Origin of the sequence: Stenotrophomonas sp. ZAC14D2_NAIMI4_7, assembly GCF_003086675.1 — a bacterium.
GTDB lineage: Bacteria > Pseudomonadota > Gammaproteobacteria > Xanthomonadales > Xanthomonadaceae > Stenotrophomonas.
Genome location: NZ_CP025995.1, coordinates 2,829,880 through 2,853,695, shown reverse-complemented (window position 1 = coordinate 2,853,695; position 23,816 = coordinate 2,829,880). Strand labels below are relative to the sequence as shown.

Annotated in this window: 21 protein-coding genes and 1 pseudogene; 15 read left to right on the top strand and 7 right to left on the bottom strand. The window is 68.6% G+C overall.

From position 1 onward, the window contains the following. Nucleotides 1–146, top strand: a pseudogene (locus C1922_RS13130) (IS110 family transposase); the annotation flags it as partial. 225 nt (nucleotides 147–371) lie between these two features. On the opposite strand, the gene xseA reads toward C1922_RS13130, so the two are convergent. Together xseA and queG are read right to left on the bottom strand one after the other, a co-directional pair. Further along, nucleotides 372–1,703: an exodeoxyribonuclease VII large subunit gene (gene xseA / locus C1922_RS13125; protein ID WP_108750162.1), complete on the bottom strand. Its 1,332-nt coding sequence runs from the start codon at nucleotides 1,701–1,703 to the stop codon at nucleotides 372–374. Between the two features lie 44 nt (nucleotides 1,704–1,747). After that, nucleotides 1,748–2,818: a tRNA epoxyqueuosine(34) reductase QueG gene (gene queG, locus C1922_RS13120; RefSeq protein ID WP_108750161.1), complete on the bottom strand. Its 1,071-nt coding sequence runs from the start codon at nucleotides 2,816–2,818 to the stop codon at nucleotides 1,748–1,750. Nucleotides 2,819–2,841: 23 nt separating this feature from the next. On the opposite strand from queG, the gene C1922_RS13115 reads away from it, so the two are divergent. The 6 genes from C1922_RS13115 (at nucleotide 2,842) to C1922_RS13090 (ending at nucleotide 10,364) form a co-directional block, all read left to right on the top strand. Next, on the top strand, nucleotides 2,842–4,326 hold the full coding sequence (locus C1922_RS13115) for an NAD(P)H-hydrate dehydratase (RefSeq protein WP_108750160.1): 1,485 nt from the start codon (nucleotides 2,842–2,844) through the stop codon (nucleotides 4,324–4,326). After that, nucleotides 4,323–4,805, top strand: coding sequence for a tRNA (adenosine(37)-N6)-threonylcarbamoyltransferase complex ATPase subunit type 1 TsaE (tsaE, locus tag C1922_RS13110; RefSeq protein WP_108750159.1), 483 nt, complete (start codon nucleotides 4,323–4,325; stop codon nucleotides 4,803–4,805). The genes C1922_RS13115 and tsaE overlap by 4 nt, the downstream gene beginning before the upstream one ends. Nucleotides 4,806–4,887: 82 nt before the next feature. Beyond that, nucleotides 4,888–6,441, top strand: coding sequence for an N-acetylmuramoyl-L-alanine amidase (locus C1922_RS13105; protein ID WP_108750158.1), 1,554 nt, complete (start codon nucleotides 4,888–4,890; stop codon nucleotides 6,439–6,441). Between the two features lie 121 nt (nucleotides 6,442–6,562). Next, the gene (gene mutL / locus C1922_RS13100; RefSeq protein WP_108750157.1) at nucleotides 6,563–8,467 is read left to right on the top strand and encodes a DNA mismatch repair endonuclease MutL; all 1,905 of its coding nucleotides are present in this window, start codon (nucleotides 6,563–6,565) and stop codon (nucleotides 8,465–8,467) included. Nucleotides 8,468–8,493: 26 nt separating this feature from the next. Further along, complete coding sequence (locus tag C1922_RS13095) at nucleotides 8,494–9,423, top strand: DUF1684 domain-containing protein (RefSeq protein WP_108750156.1); 930 nt, start codon at nucleotides 8,494–8,496, stop codon at nucleotides 9,421–9,423. Nucleotides 9,424–9,425: 2 nt separating this feature from the next. Further along, nucleotides 9,426–10,364: a TraB/GumN family protein gene (locus C1922_RS13090; protein ID WP_108750155.1), complete on the top strand. Its 939-nt coding sequence runs from the start codon at nucleotides 9,426–9,428 to the stop codon at nucleotides 10,362–10,364. 93 nt (nucleotides 10,365–10,457) lie between these two features. Here the strand turns inward: C1922_RS13090 and phaR are convergent, their stop codons facing one another. From phaR to gluQRS, 3 genes are all read right to left on the bottom strand, one after another. Next, on the bottom strand, nucleotides 10,458–10,997 hold the full coding sequence (phaR, locus tag C1922_RS13085; RefSeq protein WP_108751594.1) for a polyhydroxyalkanoate synthesis repressor PhaR: 540 nt from the start codon (nucleotides 10,995–10,997) through the stop codon (nucleotides 10,458–10,460). Between the two features lie 183 nt (nucleotides 10,998–11,180). Then, complete coding sequence (locus C1922_RS13080) at nucleotides 11,181–11,921, bottom strand: beta-ketoacyl-ACP reductase (protein ID WP_108750154.1); 741 nt, start codon at nucleotides 11,919–11,921, stop codon at nucleotides 11,181–11,183. A gap of 17 nt (nucleotides 11,922–11,938) precedes the next feature. Continuing rightward, nucleotides 11,939–12,859 (bottom strand): tRNA glutamyl-Q(34) synthetase GluQRS, encoded by a 921-nt coding sequence (gluQRS, locus tag C1922_RS13075; RefSeq protein WP_108750153.1) that lies wholly within the window; start codon nucleotides 12,857–12,859, stop codon nucleotides 11,939–11,941. Nucleotides 12,860–12,952: 93 nt separating this feature from the next. Between gluQRS and htpX the strand changes: the two genes are divergently transcribed. After that, the gene (gene htpX / locus C1922_RS13070) at nucleotides 12,953–13,819 is read left to right on the top strand and encodes a protease HtpX (protein WP_108750152.1); all 867 of its coding nucleotides are present in this window, start codon (nucleotides 12,953–12,955) and stop codon (nucleotides 13,817–13,819) included. Nucleotides 13,820–14,263: 444 nt separating this feature from the next. Here the strand turns inward: htpX and C1922_RS13065 are convergent, their stop codons facing one another. Beyond that, nucleotides 14,264–15,091 carry an inositol monophosphatase family protein gene (locus tag C1922_RS13065; protein ID WP_108750151.1) on the bottom strand — a complete coding sequence of 276 codons (828 nt, stop codon included), beginning with the start codon at nucleotides 15,089–15,091 and terminating at the stop codon, nucleotides 14,264–14,266. Nucleotides 15,092–15,211: 120 nt separating this feature from the next. On the opposite strand from C1922_RS13065, the gene C1922_RS13060 reads away from it, so the two are divergent. The 3 genes from C1922_RS13060 (at nucleotide 15,212) to C1922_RS13050 (ending at nucleotide 19,090) form a co-directional block, all read left to right on the top strand. Next, a complete protein-coding gene (locus C1922_RS13060) occupies nucleotides 15,212–15,982 on the top strand; it encodes an RNA methyltransferase (protein WP_108750150.1) in 771 nt (256 codons plus the stop codon). Between the two features lie 76 nt (nucleotides 15,983–16,058). Continuing rightward, nucleotides 16,059–16,967 carry a phosphate/phosphite/phosphonate ABC transporter substrate-binding protein gene (locus C1922_RS13055; protein WP_108750149.1) on the top strand — a complete coding sequence of 303 codons (909 nt, stop codon included), beginning with the start codon at nucleotides 16,059–16,061 and terminating at the stop codon, nucleotides 16,965–16,967. After that, a complete protein-coding gene (locus C1922_RS13050) occupies nucleotides 16,964–19,090 on the top strand; it encodes an EAL domain-containing protein (protein WP_108750148.1) in 2,127 nt (708 codons plus the stop codon). The genes C1922_RS13055 and C1922_RS13050 overlap by 4 nt, the downstream gene beginning before the upstream one ends. A gap of 63 nt (nucleotides 19,091–19,153) precedes the next feature. Here the strand turns inward: C1922_RS13050 and epmB are convergent, their stop codons facing one another. Further along, on the bottom strand, nucleotides 19,154–20,194 hold the full coding sequence (gene epmB / locus C1922_RS13045; RefSeq protein WP_108750147.1) for an EF-P beta-lysylation protein EpmB: 1,041 nt from the start codon (nucleotides 20,192–20,194) through the stop codon (nucleotides 19,154–19,156). A gap of 98 nt (nucleotides 20,195–20,292) precedes the next feature. Between epmB and efp the strand changes: the two genes are divergently transcribed. From efp to C1922_RS13025, 4 genes are all read left to right on the top strand, one after another. Further along, on the top strand, nucleotides 20,293–20,859 hold the full coding sequence (efp, locus tag C1922_RS13040) for an elongation factor P (RefSeq protein ID WP_108750146.1): 567 nt from the start codon (nucleotides 20,293–20,295) through the stop codon (nucleotides 20,857–20,859). Between the two features lie 178 nt (nucleotides 20,860–21,037). After that, nucleotides 21,038–22,381, top strand: coding sequence for a TRZ/ATZ family hydrolase (locus C1922_RS13035; RefSeq protein WP_108750145.1), 1,344 nt, complete (start codon nucleotides 21,038–21,040; stop codon nucleotides 22,379–22,381). A 24-nt stretch (nucleotides 22,382–22,405) separates the two neighbouring features. Next, on the top strand, nucleotides 22,406–23,122 hold the full coding sequence (gene ubiG, locus C1922_RS13030) for a bifunctional 2-polyprenyl-6-hydroxyphenol methylase/3-demethylubiquinol 3-O-methyltransferase UbiG (RefSeq protein WP_108750144.1): 717 nt from the start codon (nucleotides 22,406–22,408) through the stop codon (nucleotides 23,120–23,122). After that, nucleotides 23,119–23,814, top strand: coding sequence for a phosphoglycolate phosphatase (locus tag C1922_RS13025; protein WP_108750143.1), 696 nt, complete (start codon nucleotides 23,119–23,121; stop codon nucleotides 23,812–23,814). The genes ubiG and C1922_RS13025 overlap by 4 nt, the downstream gene beginning before the upstream one ends. Nucleotides 23,815–23,816 lie beyond the last annotated feature (2 nt).

Sequence of the window (23,816 nt, the reverse complement as noted above, 5' to 3'; positions counted from 1 at the left end):
ATGAGCCGCGGTTGCGGGACTTTTACCGGTCGCTGCGGGCCCGCGGCAAGGAAGGGAAAGTGGCCATCGTGGCCGTGATGCGGAAGATGCTGGTCATTCTCAACGCCCGCGTGCGCGACGCCTCAAGCGGACCGATCCCCGCTTGAGGCACGCCCAGGGCGCACGGCAGCGGCTGCCGGCCGGCAGCCGGCTTTGCCGTGCCTGTCTGCCAGACGGCCAAAATCCCATCCCACAACACAGTTGCTACACGGACGTACTTGCGGCGTGTCCTGCACACCCACACCGCCCCGCCATGCCGCGCAATGCATGCTGTTGCTTCGGCTGTTGCTGTTGCCTCGGCAGGTGCAGGGCGCAGCCCTGCGGCCCCCCCCTTACTTGACCTGCACGTCGATCACGCCGTCGCCCACGCGGGCCTGCAGGGCATCGCCCGGCTGCACCTGGTCGATGTGCCGCACCAGCGCGCCATCGTCGGCACGGGTCAGGATGCTGTAGCCGCGCGCCACGGTGGCCAGCGGACTGACCGCTTCCAGTGAACGCGCCAGCCCACGCAGGCGCAGGGCATCACGTTCCAGCAGCCGCTGCAATGCGGCCTGCGGACGCCCGCGCAATGCGACCAGGCGCCGCTGCATCTCGTCCAGCTCGCGCTGCGGTTGGTGCGCGCGCAGCACCGCCGCGGCATGGCGCAGGCGCGCTGCACGACGCTCGTGCTGTTGGTTGAAGGCGGCACGCAGGCGTCGGCCCAGATCCACCTGGCGGCGGCGCAGCAGGTCCAGTCGCGCCTGCGGGCTCTGCGCGTTCAGACGCAACAGCGCACGGTCGGCGCGCTGCATCGCCTGCTGCATCGCATGCCGCTGCAGCTGCACCATGCGCGCCGCGCTGCGGCGCAGGCGCAGGGCCAGTTCGCGCTGGTCCGGCACCAGCAGTTCGGCGGCCACCGACGGTGTGGGTGCGCGCAGATCGGCAGCGAAATCGCTGAGGCTGAAGTCGGTCTCGTGGCCGACGGCCGAAACCACCGGCGTGCCGCTGGCAGCGATCGCGCGGGCCAGCGCCTCGTCGTTGAAGGCCCACAGGTCTTCCAGTGAACCGCCACCACGGGTGAGCAGGATCACATCGTAGCGGCCGCTGGCATCGGCGGCCTGCAGCAATCGGGTGATCTGCGCGGCAGCACTGCTGCCCTGAACCAGGGTCGGCAGCAGGTCCACTTCCAGCAGCGGGAAGCGCCGCGCCAGCACACTCAGCACGTCGCGCACGGCGGCACCGGTGGGTGAGGTGATCACCGCCAGGCGTTGCACATGCGCAGGCATGGGCCGCTTGCGTGCGGGGTCGAACAGCCCCTCGGCCTGCAGCCGTGCCTTCAGTTCTTCGAACGCGCGGCGCAGGGCGCCTTCGCCGGCTTCCTCCATATGGTCGAGCACCATCTGGTACTCACCGCGCGCGTCATACAGCGTTACCTTGCCGCGCACCAGCACGCGCATGCCCTCGCGTGGCACGAACTTCAGGTACTGCGCCTTCATCCGGAACATGGCGGCACGCAGCTGCGCGCGCGCATCCTTCAGGGTGAAGTACAGGTGCCCGGAGGCGGGGCGCGCCACGCTGCCCAGCTCGGCTTCCACCCAGATGGCCGGGAAGCTGCCTTCCAGCAGGTCACGGGCCAGGGTGTTGAGCTGGCTGGGGGTGAGGATGTCGTTGTTGCGAGCTTGCATGGATGCGGCGCGTGGAGGGTGGAACGGGGGCTCAGGATCGCACGTCAGGCTGCGCCGTGCTGGGCCAGCGCCCACTGCACGTGCTCGCGCACCACGGGCGAGGGATCGTTGGCGCGGGTATGCAGTGCGGCCAGTGCCTCGGCCGATGCCGGCGCATTGCCCAGCGCCACGGCAATATTGCGCAGCCAGCGTTCGTGGCCGCTGCGGCGGATCGGGCTGCCCTCGGTACGGCGCAGGAACTCGGCTTCGTCCCAGGCGAACAGCTGGTCCAGGCGCGCGGTATCCAGGTTGTTGCGCGCGCGGAAATCGGCTTCGTCGGTGCGCTTGGCGAACTTGTTCCAGGGGCAGACCAGCTGGCAGTCATCGCAGCCATAGATGCGGTTTCCGATCAACGGCCGCATGTCTTCGGGAATGGCGCCGTCGTGCTCGATGGTCAGGTAGGAAATGCAGCGGCGTGCATCCAGTCGATGCGGCGCGGTGATGGCCTGGGTAGGGCAGACATCGATGCAGCGCGTGCAGGTGCCGCAGTGCGCCGTGGCCGCTGCATCGATCGGCAGCGGAAGGTCGATGTAGATCTCGCCGATGAAGAACCACGAGCCACCATGGCGATCGATCAGACAGGTGTGCTTGCCGATCCAGCCCAGCCCGGCGTTGCGCGCCAGCGCGCGTTCGAGCACCGGTGCGGAATCGACGAAGACGCGGTAGCCCAGCGGCGCCACTTCATCGTTGATCTGTGTGGCCAGCTTCTGCAGCCGGTTGCGCATCAGCTTGTGGTAATCGCGGCCCAGCGCGTAGCGCGCCACGTAGGCGCGGCCGGGATCGGCCAGGGTCGCCCAGGCTTCGGTGTCGTCCTTGTGGCTGTAATCCATGCCCACCGAAATCACCCGCACCGTGCCGGGCAGCAGTTCCGCGGGGCGGGCGCGCAGCGTGCCGTGTCGGGCCATCCAGTCCATGGTGCCGTACAGGCCCTGGCCCAGCCAATCGGCCAGGTGCGCTTCATCCTCGCCAAGCTCGATGCCGGCAATGCCGCAGCGCTGGAAGCCGTGCGCGCGCGCCAGATCGCGGATGCGCTGCACGGCCAGGGCCGGATCGAGGGGGACAGGGGCAGGGGACATGCGCACCAGTATAAAATCTCTGCATGGCCAACCTTGCCGATCTGTTCGATTCCGCTGCCGCGCGTGCGCTTGATGCGCAGGCGTCGGCGCTCGCCGGCGATGGCGGCTGGGAGCTGATGGCCCAGGCCGGGCTGGCCGCCTGGCAGCGCCTGTTGCGGCACTGGCCGCAGGCGCTGCACGTAGGCGTGGTGGTGGGCAGTGGCAATAATGGCGGCGATGGCCTGGTGCTGGCCCGCCATGCGCAGCTGGCCGGGCGCCGGGTGAGCGTGCTGGCCCAGCCGGGCAGACCGCCGGGCACCCCGCTGGCACGGCGCGCCGCATCGGATTTCAGGTCCGTCGGGGGCGCGCTGACCGAGTTCGATGGAACGCTGCCCGACGCCGATGTCTGGGTGGATGCCTTGTTCGGCCTCGGCTTCGACCGAGCGCCGGAAGGCGTGGCCAAGGCGCTGATCGATGCATTGAACGCGCAGGGCTCACCGGTGCTGGCACTGGATGTGCCCAGCGGCGTCGATGCCGACCGCGGCAGCGTGCCCGGTGTCGCGGTGCATGCCGCGCTGACGCTGCAGTTCATCGTGCCGCACCGCGGCCTGTATACCGGCGACGCACTGGAGCATGTGGGCGAACACGCCCTGGCGGCGCTGCAACTGCCCAAGGCCGCTTGGCAGGGCGTGGAAGCGGCCGCTGAATGCTGGACAGGTGATCGCCTGGCAGCCCTGCTGCCGCCGCGGCGGGCCAACACGCACAAGGGGGAGTCGGGCCACGTCCTGTGCGTGGGCGGCAACCATGGCAGTGGCGGCGCCATCGCCCTGGCCGCCGAAGCCGCCCTGCGCGCGGGTGCGGGCTTGTTGAGCATCGGCACCCGTCGCGATCACGTGGGCCCGTTGCTGGCTCGCCTGCCCGAAGCCATGTCCCATGCGCTGGAAGACGGGGGTGCGCTGCCGGCGCTGCTGGGCCGTGCCGGCGTGGTGGCGATCGGTCCGGGGCTGGGCCAGGACGACTGGGCGCGTGCGCTGTTTGCGCGGGTAACGGCCTGCGGCAAGCCGCTGGTGATCGACGCTGATGCCCTGAACCTGCTGGCTCAGGACCCGCACAGCATTGCCGACGCTATCCTGACCCCGCACCCCGGCGAGGCAGCCCGGCTGCTGGACACCACTACCGCGGCCATCCAGGCCGACCGAGCCGGCAGTGCGCAGGCACTGGCACAGCGTTACCACGCCGCGGTGGTGCTGAAGGGCGCCGGCAGCATTGTTGCTGCGCCGGGGCAGTCGCCGCGCCTGATCGCCGCGGGCAACCCCGGCATGGCCGTGGGTGGCATGGGCGACCTGCTGACCGGCATCATTGCCAGCCTGCGCGCGCAGGGCCTGTCCGCCTTCGACGCGGCGGCGGGCGGTGCGCTCCTGCACGCGCTGGCCGGCGATGCGGCTGCGGCCGATGGCGCGCGCGGCCTGCTTCCTACTGATCTGCTGGCGCCCCTGCGCCGGCTGGCCAACCCGGAACACCCCCGATGACTGAATTCTTCCTGGCCGATCCCGAGGCCACCGAACTGCTGGGCCAATGGTTGGCCGCGACCCGTCCGCCGCAGGCGGTGGTTGAACTGCGTGGCGACCTGGGGGCTGGCAAATCCACCACCGCCCGTGCGCTGCTGCGTGCGCTGGGCGTGCAGGGGGCGATCCGCAGCCCGACCTACACCCTGGTCGAGCGTTATCCGCTGACCAGCGGCGGCGAGGCCTGGCACCTGGACCTGTACCGCATCGGCCAGGCCGGCGAGCTGGATTTTCTCGGCCTGGACGAGGGCAGTGCGGTGTTGTGGCTGGTGGAATGGCCCGAACGCGGCGCCGGTGCGCTGCCGCCGACCGACCTGGTGGTGGCGCTGGAAATCGAAGGCCACGGCCGGCGAGTCCGTCTCACTGCCGTCAGCGACGCAGGCCTGGAATGGCTGGATCGGCTTCCCGATGGGGGCGACTTGCAGGCCATTTCTGTCGCCTGACGAGAACAAACATCGGCAGGTTACGGATTATTAAGGAAAAAGGTGTTGCATTCCGTTCAGCGCGGTGATTGAATCCTGAGCCATGCGCCTGGGGAACCGTCTCATCGCCATCTGTGCCGCCGTCGGACTGGGTCTGACGAGCGCGGCTGCGTGGGCGGGCGAGGTGCGCCAAGTCGTGCTGAACACCGGTTCGACCGGCACCCGCGCCGAGATCGCGCTGGTTGGCAGTGGCGGCTACAAGACCCTGTCGCTGTCTTCGCCCAACCGGCTGGTGGTCGATTTCCCCGACTCCAGCGCGGTGCGCAACCTGAAGATGCCGGCCGCGCAGGGTGTGGTTACGGCTGTTCGTACCGGCCAGCCGGTGCCCGGCACCTTCCGCGTGGTCTTCGACCTGGCCGAATCGGTCGCGCCGTTCCGCCCGCAGATGCAGCGTGAAGGCAATGAATCCAAGCTGGTGATCGAGTGGCCGGGTGACGGTGGGGCACCGGTTGCCAGCGCGCCGGCCGCGCAGGCCCCCGTTGCCAGCCCGGCGGCGGCGCCCACGCCTGCGGCGCAGAGCGCGCAGACCCGCGGCGATGCCGCGCGTGCTACCGCGCTGCTGACCGCGCAGGTGCAGCAGCAGGCCAGCGCCAGTGCGGCGGCTCCGGTGGCACCGGCGCCCGCACCCACCACCACTCCGGCACAGGTGGCTGCAGCGGGCACCGTGGCCGTCAGTGCGCCGGCTGCCGGTTCCCCGGCCGCCATTCTGGCCGGCCAGCCGACCCGCGCCGTGGTCAGCGCGCCGGCCGCACCGGCGCCGACGCCCGCAGCCCCCACCGAGGCGCCGCGCCCGGCCATGCCCAGCGATGCCTCGCGTATCCGCATGCAGCCCGGCATGCGCCAGCTCGTAGTGGCGATCGACCCGGGACACGGTGGCCAGGATCCGGGCGCGATCGGCCCGACCGGCAAGCGCGAAAAGGACGTGACCCTGGCGGTTGCGCGTGAACTGGCGCGCCAGGTCAACGCAACGCCGGGGCTGAAGGCCTTCCTGACCCGCGACAGCGACGTCTTCATCCCGCTGCCGATGCGTGCGCAGAAGGCGCGTGCGAACAAGGCCGACATCTTCATTTCGATCCACGCCGACGCGGCGGAAAACCGCTCGGCCACCGGTTCGTCGGTGTACGTGCTGTCCACCAAGGGCGCGTCCTCGCAACGCGCGCGTTGGCTGGCGGACAAGGAAAACGCGGCCGACCTGGTCGGCGGCGTGCGCCTGCAACAGACCGAAGGCACCCTGGCCAGCGTGCTGCTGGACCTGGCCCAGAGTGGCTACATGAAGGCATCCGAAGACGCGGCCGGGCACGTGCTGGGCGGCCTGAAGCGGATCGGCAACAACCACAAGCCGAACATCGAGCGGGCCAACTTCGCGGTGCTGCGCACCTCGGACATGCCGGCCATGCTGGTGGAAACGGCCTTCATCTCCAACCCCGACGAAGAGCGCCGCCTGACCGACCCGGCGTACCAGCGCAAGGTTGCCGGCGCCGTGCTGGATGGCGTGCACACCTTCTTCAGCCGCCAGCCGCCGCCGGGCACGCTGTACGCCGCCCGCGCGCAGGCCGAGATCGACGCCGCCGCCACCATGGCCGGCGGCAGCAAGTAATCCGCCGATGGCGGGTTATTGCCTTCTGTAGAGTCGAGCCGCGCTCGACTGGGCATTACCGGCACCCTGCCAGTCGAGCATGGCTCGACTGTACGACCGGCGGCTCCGTTATCATCGCTGGATGAAGTCTGATGCTCATCCGCGCCCGATCCGGCCGTTGCCGGAAATCCTGATCAACCAGATCGCCGCCGGCGAAGTGGTCGAACGCCCTGCGTCGGTCGTGAAGGAACTTGTCGAGAACGCCATCGATGCCGGCGCCAGCCGCGTCGACATCGATCTGGAAGAGGGCGGCGTGCGCCTGATCCGCATCCGCGACAACGGCAGCGGCATCGCGCCGGAACAGTTGCCGCTGGCGGTATCGCGGCACGCCACCAGCAAGATCGCCGATCTGGATGATCTGGAATCGGTGGCCACGCTGGGCTTCCGCGGCGAAGCGCTGCCGTCCATCGCCTCGGTCAGCCGCTTCACCCTGGCCTCGCGCCGCGCCCATGACGAACACGGTTCGGCGCTGCAGATCGAAGGCGGCAAGATCGGTGAAGTGACCCCGCGCGCGCATGCGCCGGGCACCACGGTGGAAGTACGCGAGCTGTTCTACAACGTGCCGGCACGACGCAAGTTCCTGCGCGCCGAGCGCACCGAACTGGGCCACATCGAAGAGTGGCTGCGTTCGCTGGCGCTGGCACGGCCCGATGTCGAGCTGCGCGTGTCGCACAACGGCAAAGCATCGCGGCGCTACAAGCCGGGTGATCTGTATTCCGATACGCGGTTGGCGGAAACGCTGGGCGAGGATTTCGCCACCCAGGCGGTGCGCGTGGACCACAGCGGTGCCGGCCTGCGCCTGCACGGCTGGATCGCGCAGCCGCATTATTCGCGGGCCAGCGCCGACCAGCAGTATCTGTACGTGAACGGCCGTTCGGTGCGTGACCGCAGCGTGGCGCATGCGGTCAAGATGGCCTATGGCGATGTGCTGTATCACGGCCGCCAGCCGGCGTATGTGCTGTTCCTGGAACTGGACCCGACCCGGGTGGACGTGAACGTGCATCCGGCCAAGCATGAAGTGCGCTTCCGTGATTCGCGGCTGGTGCACGATTTCGTTTACCGTACGCTGAAGGACGCGCTGGCCGATACCCGCGCCGGCGTATCCGCGCAGGAGATCGGTGCCGGTGCGGCCCACCCCGTGGACGCCGCGGCTGCGCCGGTGCAGTCCAGCGCCGGGGCATCGGGCTTTGGCCTGGTGCGCGGCCCCGCGCCCGGTTCGGGCGGCGGCGGTGGTGGTGGTTTCTCCGGCTGGCGCCCGCAGCAGCCGCTGGGCCTGCAGGTGGCCGATGCGCCAGCCGCCTACGCGGCGCTGTATGCCAGCGCCGGTGCCGGTGAGCGCAGCGGCGCGCTGCCGCCCATGCCGAGCGGGAACGGCCTGCCGGTCACCAGTGCCGATGCCGGCGTGCCGCCGCTGGGCTACGCCATCGCCCAGCTGCACGGCATCTACATCCTGGCCGAGAACGCCGAAGGCCTGATCGTGGTGGACATGCATGCCGCGCACGAGCGCATCGGCTACGAACGACTGAAAAACGCCCACGATGGCATCGGCCTGCAGTCGCAGCCGTTGCTGGTGCCGATCACCCTGGCCGTCGGCGAGCGCGAGGCCGATACCGCTGAAACCGAAGCGGAAACGCTGGCCGCGCTGGGGTTTGAAGTGACCCGTGCCGGGCCCGGCGCGCTGCATGTGCGCAGCATTCCTGCACTGTTGGCCAATGCCGAGCCGGAGGGACTGCTGCGCGATGTGCTGACCGATCTGCGCGAGCACGGCCAGAGCCGGCGCATTGCCGGCGCGCGTGACGAACTGCTGTCGACCATGGCCTGCCACGGCGCCGTGCGCGCCAACCGTCGCCTGACCGTGCCGGAAATGAACGCGCTGCTGCGCGACATGGAGATCACTGAGCGGTCCGGCCAGTGCAACCACGGTCGGCCGACCTGGGCCCGTTTTTCGCTGGCGGAGATCGACCGCTGGTTCCTGCGCGGCCGCTGAGCCGCGCTACCTGGAGGGGAGCATCCATGCGTTACTGGGGAGCGGGTGGCCTGCTGGTCGTCCTGGCGCTGGCAGCCTGCAGTCCGGCCCCCGCGCCGGCGCCGGTTCAGGCCGAAGATCCGGCCTTTGCCGCACAACAGCAGCAGTGGCGCGTGCAGCGCTATCAGGATCTGGTGCGGCCCGATGGCTGGACCGCGCTGGTGGGCCTGCACTGGCTGCAGAACAAGTCGCACTTCATCGGTAGCGGTGCCACCAGTGGCATCCGCCTGGCGGTGGGCCCGGCCAAGCTGGGCCTGCTGCGCCGCGAAGGCAGCCAATGGTGGTTCACCCCCGAAGCCGGCACCGACGTGACCCACGCGGGGCAGCCGGTGCGGGGCCGGATCCGCATGGACACCGACAAGGACGCGCAGCCCACGCTGCTGGCCTTCGATGGCGGCAAGGGCCAGTTGAGCCTGATCCGCCGTGGCCCGCGTGACGCGCTGCGGGTGAAGCACGCCGATGCGGCGGCCCGGCGCGATTTCGCCGGCCTGCAGTACTGGCCGGGCGGTACCCAGTGGCAGGTGCCGGCGCGGTTCATCGCCCACCCGGCCGGCAAGACCCTGCCCATCGTCGACATCACCGGCCTGACCACCGAGATGCCCAATGCAGGGGCGGTGGCGTTCGAGCGTGATGGACGGCAATGGCGCCTGGAAGCCATCGGTGAACCTGGCCAGCCGCTGTTCCTGATCTTCGCCGACCGCACCAGCGGCCATGGCAGCTATCCGGCTGGCCGCTACCTGGATACCGCCGCGCCCGCCGCGGACGGCAGCCTGACCCTGGACTTCAACCGCGCCTACAACCCGCCCTGTGCCTTCACCGCCTTCGCGACCTGTCCGCTGTCGCCGCCGGAAAACCGGATGGACCTGCGCGTGGATGCGGGCGAGAAGGCCTACCACCTGCCCCCGGGAGAGGGCTGACCATGACGATCACCACCCTGTTGCGAAGCGCTGCACTTTTGCTGGCCTGTGCCGTTGCGCCCCTGGCGGCTGCGCGCGGTGCGCCTGCCGAGAGCGGCGCCAGCAAGCCGCCGGTGCCGCTGCTGTGGAAAGTGACCGGCGCCGGTGATGCGCGCCTGTACCTGCTCGGCTCGTTCCACCTGCTCACTGCGCAGGACTATCCGTTGTCGGCCGATGTCGAAAAGGCCTTCGACGGCTCGCAGCGCGTGGTGTTCGAACTGTCACCGGAAGACATGCAGTCGCCGCAGCTGGCCAGCCGCATGGTGCAGGCCGCCACCCGCACCGACGGCAGCGAGCTCAAGCGTGACCTGGACGAGGCGACCTGGCAGAAGCTGCAGGCGTTTGCGGCCAGCAACAACCTGCCGCTGGCGCAGTTGCAGGGCATGAAGGCCTGGTTCGTGGGCCTGACCATTTCGGTCGGGCAGATGCAGAAGATGGGCCTGGACCCGGCGCTGGGCCTGGACCGCCACTTCATGGAGCGCGCGCAGAAGACCGGGCGCAGGACCGCGGGCCTGGAAGACATCGATACCCAGATCAGCATGCTGGACGGCATGAGCGCCACCGAACAGCGGCAGATGCTGGCCGAGGCGCTGGACGAGGTGGCCAAGGGCGATGCGCAGGCACGCCAGCTGCACGATGCCTGGCGCCGTGGCGATGAGCGCCTGCTGTGGAACAAGATGGCCGTGGAGATGCGCCAGCAGTACCCGCAGCTCTACCAGCGCATCAACACCGGCCGCAACGATGCCTGGGTACCCAAGCTGGTGCCGTACCTGCAGGCAGGGCAGGGCGGTACCCTGGTGGTGGTGGGCGGGCTGCACCTGCTGGGCAGCGATGGCGTGGTGGAAAAGCTGAAGGCCAAGGGCTACAAGGTCGAGCGCGTGTGCACGGGGTGCAAGCGCTAGATCCTCGCTGTGCGTGGATGACGCGGCAACGACGGCTGCAACAAAAAACGGCGCGCCAGGGGCGCGCCGTTTTCGTTGCAGCCGATGAAAGGCTCAGCGCCGGGTCTTGCCGCCGGTGCCGGCGCCGGTGCTGGCACCGCCCTCGTTCGACTTGCTGCCGGTACCGGTACCGGTACCGCCCGGGCGCGGGCCGCCGAAGCCGGCGCCCATGTTGCGCTGGAACTCCTGCCACAGCTCCAGGTTGCGTTCGGTCAGCTGGTTCATCATTGCCCACGGGGTCTGCCCCAGCAGATTGCCCATCTGCTGGCGGAACTGCTGCTGCTGGTCCAGGAAGACCTGCATGCTGCGTTCCAGGTAGTTGCCCATGAAGCCCTGCAGCGAATCGCCATAGAAGCGGATCAGCTGGCTCAGCAGCTGGGTGGACAGCATCGGTTCGCCGTCCTGTTCCTGGTCGGCAATGATCTGCAGCAGCACCGAGCGGGTCAGGTCGTCGCCGCTCTTGGCGTCGCGGACCTCGAAATCCTCGCCATCCAGGATCAGCTGGCGCACGTCTTCGATGGTGATGTAGCTGGAAATCTCGGTGTCGTACAGACGACGATTCGGATACTTCTTGATGATGCGGGTCGCAGCCATGAAGCGGTACTCGTCACAGTAGATGTGCAGCATGGCGCAGTGCACAAGCCTTGGCAACCGTCCCAGCCCCCGCCGGGCTTGGCTTTGCACGCCGATCATGTTGCGCAGCAAGGGTTTGCGTGCTGCGCAGCATAAGCGCGGCGCGACCGCCCCGCAGCGGCGTGGCCGCCCGGGTTGCGCGGCTTACCAGCCCATGTGGTGGCCGCCGTTGATATCCAGGTTGCTGCCGGTGATCCAGGCCGCCTCGTCGGCGACCAGGAACGACACGCCATAGGCGATTTCTTCCGGCTTGCCCAGGCGCCCGGTGGGAATGTCGGCAATGATCTTGGCGCGCACCTCTTCGGGCACGGCCATCACCATGTCGGTGGCCACGTAGCCCGGCGAAATGGTGTTGACGGTGATGCCGAAGCCGGCGTTCTCGCGTGCCAGCGAGATGGTGAAGCCGTGCATGCCGGCCTTGGCCGCGGCGTAGTTGGCCTGGCCATACTGGCCCTTCAGGCCGTTGATCGAACTGATCTGGATGACCCGGCCCCAGCCGCGGCGGCGCATGCCTTCGATCACCGGGCGGGTGACGTTGAACACCGAATTGAGGTTGGTGTTGATCACATCGTGCCACTGCTCGGCACGCATGCGATGGAAGGTGGTGTCGCGGGTGATGCCGGCGTTGTTGACCAGGATCTCGACCGGGCCCAGTTCGGCTTCCACCGCGCGCACCATGGCCTCGGCGCTGGCCGGGTCGGAGACATCGCCGGGGAAGATCGACACGTGGTAGCCGCGCGCGGTCATGGCCTGCTGCCAGGCGCGGGCCTTGGCTTCGTCGCGGTAGTTGGTGGCGACCCGGTGGCCCTGGTCGGCCAGGCGTTGGCAGATGGCGGTACCGATGCCGCCGGTTCCGCCGGTGACCAGTGCGACGCGAGATGTCATGGAATGCTGTCCGGGTTTCAGGTGGGGGAAGGAGGATTCTGCAACATCGGCGCGGAAAGTGCGCCGTCGGCCAGCAGGATGTCCTGCCGTGGCAGGCGCGCCGGATCGAAGGCGTGCCTGGCGGCCTGCAGCAGCGCGGGCAGGTCCTGGCAGTCGTCCAGGGCCGCCGGCGGCTGCCCCAGCAGGGCCCACAGCTGGCGCAGTACCGGCAGCGGCCGGGTGCTGTCCACCGGCAGGGCGGCCAGCGATTTGGACAGCTTGTGGCCCGGTGCATCCAGCAGCAGCGGCAGGTGCCAGTAGTGCGGCACGGCCAGGCCCAGGGCCTGCTGCAACAGGATCTGGCGCGCGGTGGAATCGAGCAGGTCGGCACCGCGCACCACCTCGGTCACGCCTTGGGCGGCATCATCCACCACCACCGCCAGCTGGTAGGCCCAGCAGCCGTCGGCGCGGCGCAGCACGAAATCGCCAACCTCGGCGTGTACGTCCTGCTGCTGCGGGCCGCGCAGGCCGTCTGCGAAGCGGACCACGCTGCCCGGCGGCACCCGGAAGCGGACGGCCGGGTCCGCTCGCGGCGTGCGGGCCACGCAGCGGTGGTGGATGCCGCCGCTGGCTGCCAGGTCGCTGCGGCTGCAGTGGCAGACGAAGGCCAGGTCGCTGGCCAGCAGCACATCCAGCGCGGCCTGGTAGACGGCGTTGCGCTCGCTCTGCCAGAGCACCGGGCCGTTGTGGGCCAGGCCGAAATCAGCCAGCGTGCGCAACTGCGCCTGTGCCGCACCGGGAACGGTACGTGGTGGGTCCACGTCTTCGATGCGCAGCCGCCACAGGCCGCCGGCGTGGCGCACGAGCAGCCAACTGCCGAAGGCGGCAAGCAGGGAACCGGGGTGCAGCAGGCCGGTGGGCGAGGGCGCAAAGCGGCCGCAGGGAATGGGGGAGGTCATGCTGGCTGAATCGTCGGTCAGGTTGGCGCTTGAATTCAAGCTGACTGCACCGCAAATTGGCAGATATCGACCCCTTCCGAGCCGGAATTTTCCATGTTTACCCGCATCGCACTCTTTCTAGCCACGAACTTTGCCGTGCTTATCCTGGCCAGCATCGTGATGTCGCTGCTGGGGGTCAATCCCAGCCAGATGAGCGGCCTGCTGGTGATGGCCGCGATCTTCGGCTTCGGCGGCTCCTTCATTTCGCTGCTGCTGTCCAAGTGGATGGCCAAGCGTTCCACCGGTGCGGTGGTGATCACCGAACCGCGCAACCCGACCGAGCGCTGGCTGCTGGCCACTGTTGAACGCCAGGCCAAGGCCGCCGGCATCGGCATGCCGGAAGTGGCCGTGTATGACGGCCCGGAAATCAATGCGTTCGCCACCGGTGCCAACCGCAACAACGCGCTGGTGGCCGTGTCCACCGGCCTGCTGCACAACATGAGCGAAGACGAGGCCGAGGCCGTGCTGGGCCACGAGATCGCCCACGTGGCCAACGGTGACATGATCACCATGGCGCTGCTGCAGGGCGTGCTGAACACGTTCGTGATCGTGCTGGCCCGCGTGGTGGGTGGTGTGATCGACAGTGCGTTGTCGGGCAACCGCGAAGGCGGCGGCCGTGGCTTTGCGTACTACATCATCGTGTTCGTGCTGGAGATGGTGTTCGGCCTGTTCGCCACCATGATCTCGATGTGGTTCTCGCGCCATCGCGAATTCCGCGCCGATGCCGGCGGTGCCTCGCTGGCCGGGCGCCAGAAGATGATTGCTGCGCTGGAACGCCTGCAGCTGAACCATGGCCAGAGCACGCTGCCCAGCCAGATCGCCGCCTTCGGCATTGCCGGATCGACCGCCAAGAAGCTGTTCATGAGCCACCCGCCGCTGGAAGAGCGCATTGCCGCGCTGCGGGCTTCGACGGTGGCGTAAGCCTCGGCTTTCAAGGTGGTGCAGGAACGCCTGGCCTCGCGCCGGGCGTTTTTGTTTGCGGTGATATATGCGTCGGTGATGCCGGGTCATGCCCGGCGGATCGTTTCCGCGCCCGCGGAGAGGTGTCACTTTCTTTGCTCGTGCAAAGAAAGTGACCAAAGAAACACGCCGCCATCCGCGGGCCGCCGTGCTGCGCACGACGGTTCCCTGCGCTCCTCGGTGACCCAGGGGACGGCGCGGAACTCGCTGCGCTCAGACACCCGCGCCTCTTCGCCCCTGGTTCCCCTGCGGTGCTCGGCTCGCTACAAGGCGGACCCACGTCAAGGTCAAAAGCCACAGCCGCCTGTACCTGGCAGCGTGTAGATCCGTGACACATCGCCGTCTACACAAACGAAAACGGCACCTTCGCAGGTGCCGTTTCAGTGAATCGCGTTACGTGGACGCTCAGAACCTGGCGTCGAACTCGGCGGCGTAGGCGGTGTTCACCAGCACCTTCTGCAGGGCCTCGGCCACCTTCAGGTTGCCGGCCACGATCTGGTGGGTGTCCGGGCCGCGGTTGTCCATGCGGCCCAGGGTGGCGCCCTTGAAGTCGCACACCTTGCCGCCGGCTTCGCGCACCAGCAGCAGGCCAGCGGCCACGTCCCAGGCCTTCACGCCAGCTTCGAAGTAGGCATCGGCGCGGCCGCAGGCCACGTAGGCCAGGTCCAGCGCGGCCGAACCGGTGCGGCGCACGTCTTCGGCATGCACCAGCAGTGCGTCCAACGCCTTCAGCTGTGCGCTGGCGCGGCTGCGCTCACGCGGCGCGAAGCCGGTGTGGATCATGGTGCCTTCCAGGTCCTTGCGGTCGGCCACGCGGATGCGACGGTCGTTGAGCACGGCACCGGCACCGCGGCTGGCGGTGAACAGTTCATTGCGCAGCGGGTCGAAGATCACCGCGTCGGTCGGTTCGCCGTTCTCCACCAGGGCGATGGACACGCAGTAGTGCGGCACGCCGCGCAGGTAGTTGCTGGTGCCATCGAGCGGGTCGATGACCCACATCTGGCGACGCTCGCCCTGCACGCCACCTTCTTCACCGAAGATGCCGTAGTCGGGGTAGGCGCGCTTGAGTTCCTTGACGATCACCTTTTCCGCATCGGCATCGACTTCGCTGGCGTAGTCCATGCGGCCCTTCTGCACCACATTCAGCGCCTCGAGCTTGTTGATGTTGCGCAACAGGACGTTGCCGGCGAGGCGGGCGGCCTTGACCATGACGGTGACGGCGGGTTTCTGCATGGCGTGGGCTCCCGGAAAGGCAGAAGAGAAGGGCTGGCGGGGGAAAAGAGCGGGTCCGGCGCAGTGGCCGGCCGCACAGTTTACCATTGGTCTTCGTCCAGCTCGACCTTTTCCCTGTTCATGTCCCAGTTTCCCGCCGCCACCCGCATCCGTTTCGTCCTTGTTGGCACCCAGCACCCCGGCAACATGGGGGCCGCCGCGCGCGCCCTGAAGACCATGGGCCTGGCCCGGCTGGTGCTGGTCGCCCCTGAAAAGCCGCTGGACGAGGAGGCCTTCCGCCGCTCGGCCGGTGCCGAAGACGTGCTGGGCGATGCGCCCGTGGTGTCCACCCTGGCCGAGGCCGTGGCCGACTGCACCCTGGTGCTGGGCTGCACGGCCCGCGCGCGCCGGGTGCAGCTGGAGGAGTTCCTGCCGGTCGATGCCGCTGCCCGTGCGGTGGACAAGGCCGGGCAGGGCGCCGAGGTGGCGCTGGTGTTCGGCCGCGAGCGCACCGGCCTGACCAACGAAGAGCTGCAGCTGTGCCACGCCGCCGTGCATATTCCGTCCGACCCGGCGTTCAGTTCGCTCAACCTGGCCGCGGCGGTGCAGGTGCTGGCCTATGAAACGCGCATGCGCCTGCTGGGCCAACAGCCGGTGGTGCAGCCTGAAGAAGGCCTGCGCGAACAGGCGGCCAGCCATGAACAGCTGGAGAGCTTCTTCGGCCAGCTGGGGCAGACCCTGGACGAGATCGATTTCCATAAGGGGCGGGCGCCCGAATCGGCCATGCGCAAGCTGCGCCGCCTGTTCCTGCGTGCCGAGCCCAGCGAGCAGGAAGTGCGCCTGCTGCGCGGCATTCTGGCCGACGCCCAGCGCATGGCCCGGCTGGCGCAGCCAAAGGATTCGCAGGGCTGACGAAGTTCTCATTTTTTCAGGTAGTCTGTCGCGATTACCTGGGGGATGAATCGTGGTGTCGGGTCTGCGGAAGGCAATGCAGGGGGGACTGCTGAGCCTGGCCTGGGTGCTGCTGGCCGGGATGGCGCATGCTGCGCCGGCGCCCGACCCGGTGCTGGTGCTGGGGCGGATCAGCGACAACCCGAAGGCGCATTACGAACAGCTGCAACCGTTGCTGGACTATGTGGTGGCGCGCATGCACGACGTGGGCATCCGCGAAGGGCGCATCTTGATGGCGCGCGATCCGCAGCAGATGGCCAGCTATCTGCGCCGCGGTCGGGTCGACTGGGTCACGGAGACGGCGGGGACCGCGGTGGCGCTGGGCCTGCGCAGCGGGGCGCAACCGCTGCTGCTGACCGAGCGCAGCGGCGTGCGCGAGTACCACACGGTGTTCTTCGTGCGCCGCGACAGTGCGCTGCAGCGTGTGGAAGACCTGCGCGGGCATCGCCTGGCCCTGCAGAACACCGCGTCCACCAGCGCCTACCTGGTGCCGGTGATGACCCTGCTTGAGCGTGGCGTGACGCCGCAGATCCTTGCCGGTAACTGGGACGTGCCCGGACCGGACACGGTGGGGTATGTGTTTGCGCGCAGCGAACTGAACGTGGCCACCTTCGTGCACAAAGGGCTGGCCGACGGCGGTGCGGTCAGCAGCGTGGACTGGGACGATGAGGCGCGGGTGCCGGCAGCGTTCCGCCGCGACTTCCGCGTGCTGCTGCGCACCGAGCCTTACCCGCGCGCGGTGGAAGTGGTGCGTGGCGACCTGGACCCGCGGGTGCGCGAGCGGCTGCAGCAGGTGCTGCTGCAGGCGGCCTCCGATCCACGTGCGCAGGTGGCATTGCAGCGTTTTTTTGGTACATCCGGGTTCCACCGCGTCGATGCGCATGCGCAGAAGCGGCTGGACGAATTGAAACAAGGGTTGACGCGCGTGCGGATGGAAGTTGAATGAAATGGCTCGGCTCCGGGATGCAGGCCCGATTCCTGCTCGCCATGGGCGGGGCAATGGTGGTGGTGATCGCGATCCTGGCCGTGCTGCTGGGGCGCCAGGCATCGATGCAGAGCGAGGTGAAGAGCCTCAGCGGCGGGGTGATCCACGAGCTGTTCGATCGCAGCGTGCGCAGCCGTGGTGAGGCGCTGGCGCGTGAACTGTCCGATTCACTGGCCAACCCGCTGTACTACAACGACCTGGACCAGGTCGGTGCGCTGGTGCGCGGCACGGCGCGGCAGCCGGTGGTGCGCTACGTGCTGGTGTTCGACGAGCGCGGACGCCTGGTGCACGACGGCTCGCTGGACGTGGCCGGCTTCGGCCGCGAAATGGACGATCCCCTGGCCCGTGGCGCGGTGAAGGCACAGGCCCTGGTGGTGCAGCAGTCGCCCACCGTGCTGGACAACGCCATGCCGATCACCGTGGGCAAGCAGCGTATCGGCGGCGTGCGCGTCGGCATGGCGCTGGACGAGGTGCATGAGCGCGAAGTGGCCGCCAACGCGACCCTGGGCCAGCGCCTGCAGCAGGTCGGCAGCCGCCACCTGGGCTGGCTGCTGCTGATGCTGGGCCTGCTGGTGGTGATCGGGGTGGTGGTGATCATGTACGTGCAGCGCACGCTGGTCACGCCCATCCGCGAGCTGGCTGCGGCAGCACGCCGTATCGAAGCCGGTGATTACCAGGCGCCGCTGGCCGAAAACACCCGCGACGACGAGGTGGGCGAGCTGGTGCGTGGCTTCGCCCGCATGCGCGATGCGATTGCCCGCCATGACCGCGAAGTGCGGCACATGGCCTACACCGATGCGCTGACCGGGCTGACCAATCGCCTGGCCTTCCGCGAAGCGCTGGACCACCGCCTGATGGCGGCGCGCGCGTCCGGGCACCGCCTGGGGCTGCTGTTTGCCGACATCGATGACTTCAAGCGGGTGAACGACACCCTGGGCCATGAGGCCGGTGACGAGGCGCTGCTGCAGTTCGCCCAGCGCATTTCCAGCGCGGTGGCCGAAGCCGGCGGTGACGAAGCCTTGCTGGCGCGGTTCGGTGGCGACGAGTTCGTGATCCTGGTCGGCGACGGTGATGTGGCGGCCAATGCCCGCCTGCTGGCCGAAGTGCTGGTGCGCGAGCTGGGCAAGCCGCTGGTGGTGCAGGGGCGCGAGCTGTTCCTGGGCACCTCCATCGGCGTGACCCTGTTCCCCGACGATGCCGCCGATGCCACCACGCTGCTGAAGAACGGCGACATCGCCATGTACCAGGCCAAGATGGCCGGCAAGAACTGCTTCCGCTACTACAGCCGGGCCATGGACCACGCGGTCGAACGCCGCGTGCACATGGAACAGGAACTGCGCGGCGCCTGGGAGCGCGGCGAACTGCGCCTGGCCTACCAGCCGATCTTCCGCATGCGCGACCGCCGCCTGGTGGGCGTGGAAGTGCTGCTGCGCTGGCAGCACCCCACGTTGGGCACCATCCCGCCGTCGGTGTTCATTGAAGTGGCCGAGCAGAGCGGGCTGATCGAGATCATCGGGCCGAAGGTGCTGCGCGCCGCCTGCATGGAAGCGGCGCAGTGGCCGCGCGGCGCGGCCGGCGATGAACTGTTCGTGTCAGTGAACGTGTCGCCGCGCCAGTTGCGTGGCGGCGAACTGCCCGCCCTGGTGGCGCAGTGCCTGCACGAATCCGGCCTGCCCGCTTCACGCCTGCACCTGGAGCTGACCGAAACGGCGGTGATCGGCGATGAAATGGTTGCCGCACAACTGCTGGACAAGCTGCACCGCACCGGCGTGAAGGTGTGGCTGGACGACTTCGGCACCGGCTTCTCCGGCCTCAGCCACCTGCGCCAGGTGCCGGTGGATGGCGTGAAGATCGACAAGAGCTTCGTGGCCGACATGCAGCGCGACCCGGATGACCTGGCCCTGACCACGGCCATCATCGCCATGGCCCATGCACTGGGCATCACCGTGGTGGCCGAGGGCATTGAGCAGGAAGCGCAGTTCGAGCTGCTGGCCCAGCGCGGCTGCGACCTGGGCCAGGGATACCGGTTGAGCCACCCGGTGACCGCCACCGAAGTGGTGCGGATGATCGAATCGGGGCTTTGACACCCCGATGTCCAAGGGTCAGATCCCTTTTCGCACGAAAGGGATCTGGCCCCAGCCCTGGCCTTACACCGGGCGCTTGCTTGGGTCGCCGGGCAGTTCCCGCACCAGCTTCGGCACCAGGTAACCGGACAGCCGCGCGGTCAGGCCGGCCACCAGCGCCTTGGCCTGCGCATCGTCCACTTCGAAGTGGGCCACGCCTTCCACCCGGTCCAGTTGGTGCAGGTAGTACGGCAGCACGCCGGCGGCGAAGCTGCGTTCGCTCAGGTCCTGCAGGGCCCGCACGCTGTCGTTCACCCCGCGCAGCAGCACGGCCTGGTTCAGCAGCTGCGCGCCGGTGCCGCGCAGGCGCGCCATGGCGCCGTCGACGCTGGCATCGAACTCGTTGGCATGGTTGGCGTGAACCACGATGGCCAGCGGCCAGGGCAGGCTGCCCAGCCAGGCCAGCAGTTCATCGTCCACGCGTTCGGGCAGCACGATGGGCAGGCGGGTGTGGATGCGCAGGCGGCGCACATGCCGAATCTGCCGCAGCGCGTCGGTCAGTTCCACCAGCTTGTGGGTGGCCAGCGACAGCGGGTCGCCGCCGGACAGGATCACCTCGTCGATGTCCGCATCGTCGGCGATGGCCTGCACCGCCTCCTGCCAGCCGCCCTTGGCCGCGTTTTCCGCGCCGTAGTCGAAGTGCCGGCGGAAGCAGTAGCGGCAGTTGATCGCGCAGCTGCCGGTGGCCACCAGTAGCGCACGGCCACGGTACTTCTGGATGACCCCGGTGGCCTTCTTGGCCGCGCCATCGCCCACCGCATCGAAGCTGAACCCGGGGACCACCTGCATTTCCGCATCGATCGGCAGCACCTGGCGCAGCAGCGGATCGCTGGCATCGCCGTGGCGCATGCGGGCGACGAACCCCTGCGGCACGCGCAGCGCGAACTGCACCATGGCCGCTTCGGAAACCCCCAGCGCCGCCGGGTCCAGGCCCAGCTGGGCCAGCAGCTGCCGCGGGTCACGCAGTGCCTGCCGCCAGAGCTGCTGCCAGCGTGCGGGCGCGCCCGGAGACTGGGGCCGGTGGAAGGCGGAAAGCTGCATGGAGAGGGGGCCTGCGGTTATCATGGGGGCATAAATCAGTTGCCCACCGGGGTTCCGGTGGGCTTTCCATTCTATCCGGCTCGCCGCACCCGCGGCGGTTTTGCCATTTGAGGAGCTTGAGCATGGCCACTGTGGGCATGAATGACGTCAAGAACGGGATGAAGATCCTGGTCAACAACGAACCGGCGGTCATCACGGATACCGAGTATGTGAAGCCGGGCAAGGGCCAGGCCTTCACCCGCGTGAAGTACCGCTTCATCCGTTCGGGCCGCGTGGTGGAACTGACCATGAAGGCGACCGATGACCTGGAAGTGGCCGACGTTGTCGACACCGACATGAACTACATGTACAGCGATGGCGAGTACTGGCACTTCATGGACCCGGAAACCTTCGAGCAGGTGCAGGCCGACAAGGCCGGCATGGGCGGTGCCGAAAAGTGGCTGAAGGGCGAAGAAGCCTGCATCGTGACCCTGTTCAACGGCGCGCCGATCTTCGTGCAGCCGCCGAACTTCGTTGAACTGAAGATCACCGAAACCGATCCGGGCGTGCGTGGTGACACCTCGGGCGGCGGCGGTAAGCCGGCCACCCTGGAAACCGGCGCCGTGGTGCGCGTGCCGCTGTTCGTCAACCAGGATGAAATCATCAAGGTTGATACCCGCTCGGGCGAATACTCCTCGCGCGTCAAGTAATCCGGCGCAGCCGGATTACCTGTAGAGCCGAGCCATGCTCGGCTTTCCGGGCACCGCCCGGACCCGTTGCTGGCGCCCATGGCGCCGCAGCGGACAGCCGCCGGGCATGGCCCGGCGCTACCGCCTGCCGCCAGGCGCGCCCCTGCCATCACGTTCCCCAATAGCCAAGTGAGCCCGCATGAGCGATAGCCCGCACCTCCCCGAAGCCTGCGACCTGCTCATCGAAGCCGGTTATGTCGTTCCGATCGAGCCGCATGCGGTGGTGCTGGAAGACCATGCCGTGGCCGTGCGTGGCAGCGAAATCGTCGCCATCCTGCCGCGTGCCGAGGCCCGCGCGCGCTTCCGCGCCGCGCAGATGGTCAGCCGTCCCGACGCGGCGCTGATACCGGGGCTGGTGAACGCGCATACGCACAATCCGATGACCCTGCTGCGTGGCGTGGCCGACGATCTGCCGTTGATGACCTGGCTGCAGCAGCACATCTGGCCGGTGGAAGCAGCGGTGATCGGGCCTGAATTCGTGGCCGACGGCACCACCCTGGCCATTGCCGAGATGCTGCGCGGGGGCACCACCTGTGCCAACGAAAACTATTTCTTCGGTGACGTGCAGGCCGCGGTCTACAAGAAGCACGGTTTCCGCGCGCTGGTCGGTGCGGTCATCATCGATTTTCCCACCGCCTGGGCCAGGACCGATGACGAATACTTCGCCAAGGCCGGCGAACTGCACGACCAGTGGCGCAGCGACCCGCTGATCGGCACCGCGTTCGCGCCGCATGCGCCGTATACCGTGAACGACGCCAATTTCGAGCGCGTGCGCATGCTGTCCGACCAGTTGGACATGCAGGTGCACCTGCACACCCATGAAACCGCGCAGGAAATCACCGATTCGATCAAGCTGCACGGCCAGCGCCCGCTGGCGCGGCTGGATCGCCTGGGCCTGGTCAACGACCGCCTGATCGCGGTGCACATGACCCAGCTGACCGATGCCGAAATCCATCTGTGCGCCGAACGTGGTGTGAGCGTGGTGCACTGCCCCGAATCGAACCTGAAGCTGGCGTCGGGCTTCTGCCCGGCCTGCGCCCTGCAGCGCGCCGGGGTGAACCTGGCGATCGGCACCGACGGCTGTGCCAGCAACAACGACCTGGACATGTTCAGCGAGAACCGTACCGCGGCCATCCTGGCCAAGGCCGTTGCCGACGATGCCACCGCGCTGGACGCGGCCACCACGCTGCGCGCCTCGACTCTGGGCGGCGCACGCGCGCTGGGCTTCGGCGAGCGCATCGGTTCGATCGAAGTCGGCAAGCAGGCCGACCTGGTCTGCGTCGACCTGTCCGCGCTGGAAACCCAGCCGCTGCACAACGTGCTGTCGCAGCTGGTGTACGCCACCGGCCGCCAGCAGGTCAGCGACGTCTGGATTGCCGGCAAGCCAAAGCTGGTGCAGCGCGAGCTGGTCGGCATGGACCTGCCCGGCATCATCGCCAATGCGCGCCAGTGGCGCGAGCGCATCCGCCATATCCGCGCCTGACCGACGGCGCCGCAAGGATTTCCCATGAACGCCCCGCACGCATCCTCCAATTTCGATCAGGCCGAGCTGGACAAGTTCGCCGCGCTCGCCAACCGCTGGTGGGACGCTGACGGCCCGCAGAAGCCGCTGCACGCGCTCAATCCGGTGCGCCTGAAGTACGTGGCCGACCGGGTGCCGCTGCGCGGCGCGCGCGTGCTGGACATCGGCTGCGGTGGCGGCCTGCTGAGCGAAGCGCTGGCCCAGGCCGGTGCCGACGTCACCGCGATTGACCTGGCCCCTGAACTGGTGAAAGTCGCCCGCCTGCACGCGCTGGAAAGCGGCGCGAAGGTGGACTACCGCGTGCAGGCCGCCGAGGACCTGGCCGCCGAGCAGCCCGGCAGCTTCGACGTGGTCACCTGCATGGAAATGCTCGAGCACGTGCCCGATCCGGGCGCGATCATCGAGGCCTGCAAGCGCCTGCTGAAGCCGGGCGGCCATCTGTTCCTGTCCACCATCAACCGCACGGCCGCTGCATTCGCGGTGGCGATCGTTGGCGCCGAGTACGTGGCACGCCTGCTGCCCAAGGGCACCCACCACTATCAGGAATTCATCAAGCCGGCCGAGCTGGCCCGCTGGCTGCGCGAGGCGGATGTGCAGCTGGTCGATGTCAGCGGCATGGCCTACGAGCCGTGGCGCAACCATGCCCGGCTGAGCAGCCGCACCGACATCAACTACCTGGCCTACGCGGTCAAGCCGGAATGAGCAGCGCGTCGTTCCCGCGCGCGGTGCTGTTCGACCTGGACGGCACGCTGCTGGACAGTGCGCCGGACTTCGTCGCCACCTGCGATGCGATGCTGGCCGAGCGTGGCCGCGCGCCGGTCGACCCGGCGCAGCTGCGCCCGGTGGTGTCCAAGGGATCGCGCGCCATGGTCGGCGCCGCCTTCCCGGATCTGGATGAAGCCGCGCGCGACGCGTTGATTCCCGAATTCCTGCAGCGCTATGAGGCGCTGATCGGCCGGCACGCGGTGCTGTTTGACGGCGTGGCCGGCATGCTGGCCGCGCTGGACGCTGCGGGCACGGTGTGGGGCATCGTCACCAACAAGCCGGAATACCTGGCGCGCCTGGTCCTGCCGCAGCAGGGCTGGCAGCAGCGCTGCGCGGTGCTGGTGGGGGGCGATACGCTGGCCGTACGCAAGCCGCACCCGCTGCCGCTGCTGCATGCCGCGCAGGCCATGGGCGTTGCCGCCGAAGACTGCGTGTACGTGGGCGACGACGAGCGCGACATCCTCGCCGCGCGCGCGGCGGCCATGCCGTCGGTGGCGGCGCTGTGGGGCTACCGCCTGCACAGCGACGATCCGCTGGCCTGGCAGGCCGACGTGCTGGTGGAAAACGCCGAACTTCTGCAACTGGCCAGTCTGTGGCCGACCCGGCCGGCAGCCCCGGCCCAGCCGTAAGG

Bases quoted from the DNA above. Each gene is read 5' to 3' on its own strand.
- xseA (WP_108750162.1), bottom strand. From the start codon at position 1,703: ATGCAAGCTCGCAACAACGACATCCTCACCCCCAGCCAGCTCAACACC.
- queG (WP_108750161.1), bottom strand. From the start codon at position 2,818: ATGTCCCCTGCCCCTGTCCCCCTCGATCCGGCCCTGGCCGTGCAGCGC.
- C1922_RS13115 (WP_108750160.1), top strand. From the start codon at position 2,842: ATGGCCAACCTTGCCGATCTGTTCGATTCCGCTGCCGCGCGTGCGCTT.
- tsaE (WP_108750159.1), top strand. From the start codon at position 4,323: ATGACTGAATTCTTCCTGGCCGATCCCGAGGCCACCGAACTGCTGGGC.
- C1922_RS13105 (WP_108750158.1), top strand. From the start codon at position 4,888: ATGCGCCTGGGGAACCGTCTCATCGCCATCTGTGCCGCCGTCGGACTG.
- mutL (WP_108750157.1), top strand. From the start codon at position 6,563: ATGAAGTCTGATGCTCATCCGCGCCCGATCCGGCCGTTGCCGGAAATC.
- C1922_RS13095 (WP_108750156.1), top strand. From the start codon at position 8,494: ATGCGTTACTGGGGAGCGGGTGGCCTGCTGGTCGTCCTGGCGCTGGCA.
- C1922_RS13090 (WP_108750155.1), top strand. From the start codon at position 9,426: ATGACGATCACCACCCTGTTGCGAAGCGCTGCACTTTTGCTGGCCTGT.
- phaR (WP_108751594.1), bottom strand. From the start codon at position 10,997: ATGGCTGCGACCCGCATCATCAAGAAGTATCCGAATCGTCGTCTGTAC.
- C1922_RS13080 (WP_108750154.1), bottom strand. From the start codon at position 11,921: ATGACATCTCGCGTCGCACTGGTCACCGGCGGAACCGGCGGCATCGGT.
- gluQRS (WP_108750153.1), bottom strand. From the start codon at position 12,859: ATGACCTCCCCCATTCCCTGCGGCCGCTTTGCGCCCTCGCCCACCGGC.
- htpX (WP_108750152.1), top strand. From the start codon at position 12,953: ATGTTTACCCGCATCGCACTCTTTCTAGCCACGAACTTTGCCGTGCTT.
- C1922_RS13065 (WP_108750151.1), bottom strand. From the start codon at position 15,091: ATGCAGAAACCCGCCGTCACCGTCATGGTCAAGGCCGCCCGCCTCGCC.
- C1922_RS13060 (WP_108750150.1), top strand. From the start codon at position 15,212: ATGTCCCAGTTTCCCGCCGCCACCCGCATCCGTTTCGTCCTTGTTGGC.
- C1922_RS13055 (WP_108750149.1), top strand. From the start codon at position 16,059: ATGCAGGGGGGACTGCTGAGCCTGGCCTGGGTGCTGCTGGCCGGGATG.
- C1922_RS13050 (WP_108750148.1), top strand. From the start codon at position 16,964: ATGAAATGGCTCGGCTCCGGGATGCAGGCCCGATTCCTGCTCGCCATG.
- epmB (WP_108750147.1), bottom strand. From the start codon at position 20,194: ATGATAACCGCAGGCCCCCTCTCCATGCAGCTTTCCGCCTTCCACCGG.
- efp (WP_108750146.1), top strand. From the start codon at position 20,293: ATGGCCACTGTGGGCATGAATGACGTCAAGAACGGGATGAAGATCCTG.
- C1922_RS13035 (WP_108750145.1), top strand. From the start codon at position 21,038: ATGAGCGATAGCCCGCACCTCCCCGAAGCCTGCGACCTGCTCATCGAA.
- ubiG (WP_108750144.1), top strand. From the start codon at position 22,406: ATGAACGCCCCGCACGCATCCTCCAATTTCGATCAGGCCGAGCTGGAC.
- C1922_RS13025 (WP_108750143.1), top strand. From the start codon at position 23,119: ATGAGCAGCGCGTCGTTCCCGCGCGCGGTGCTGTTCGACCTGGACGGC.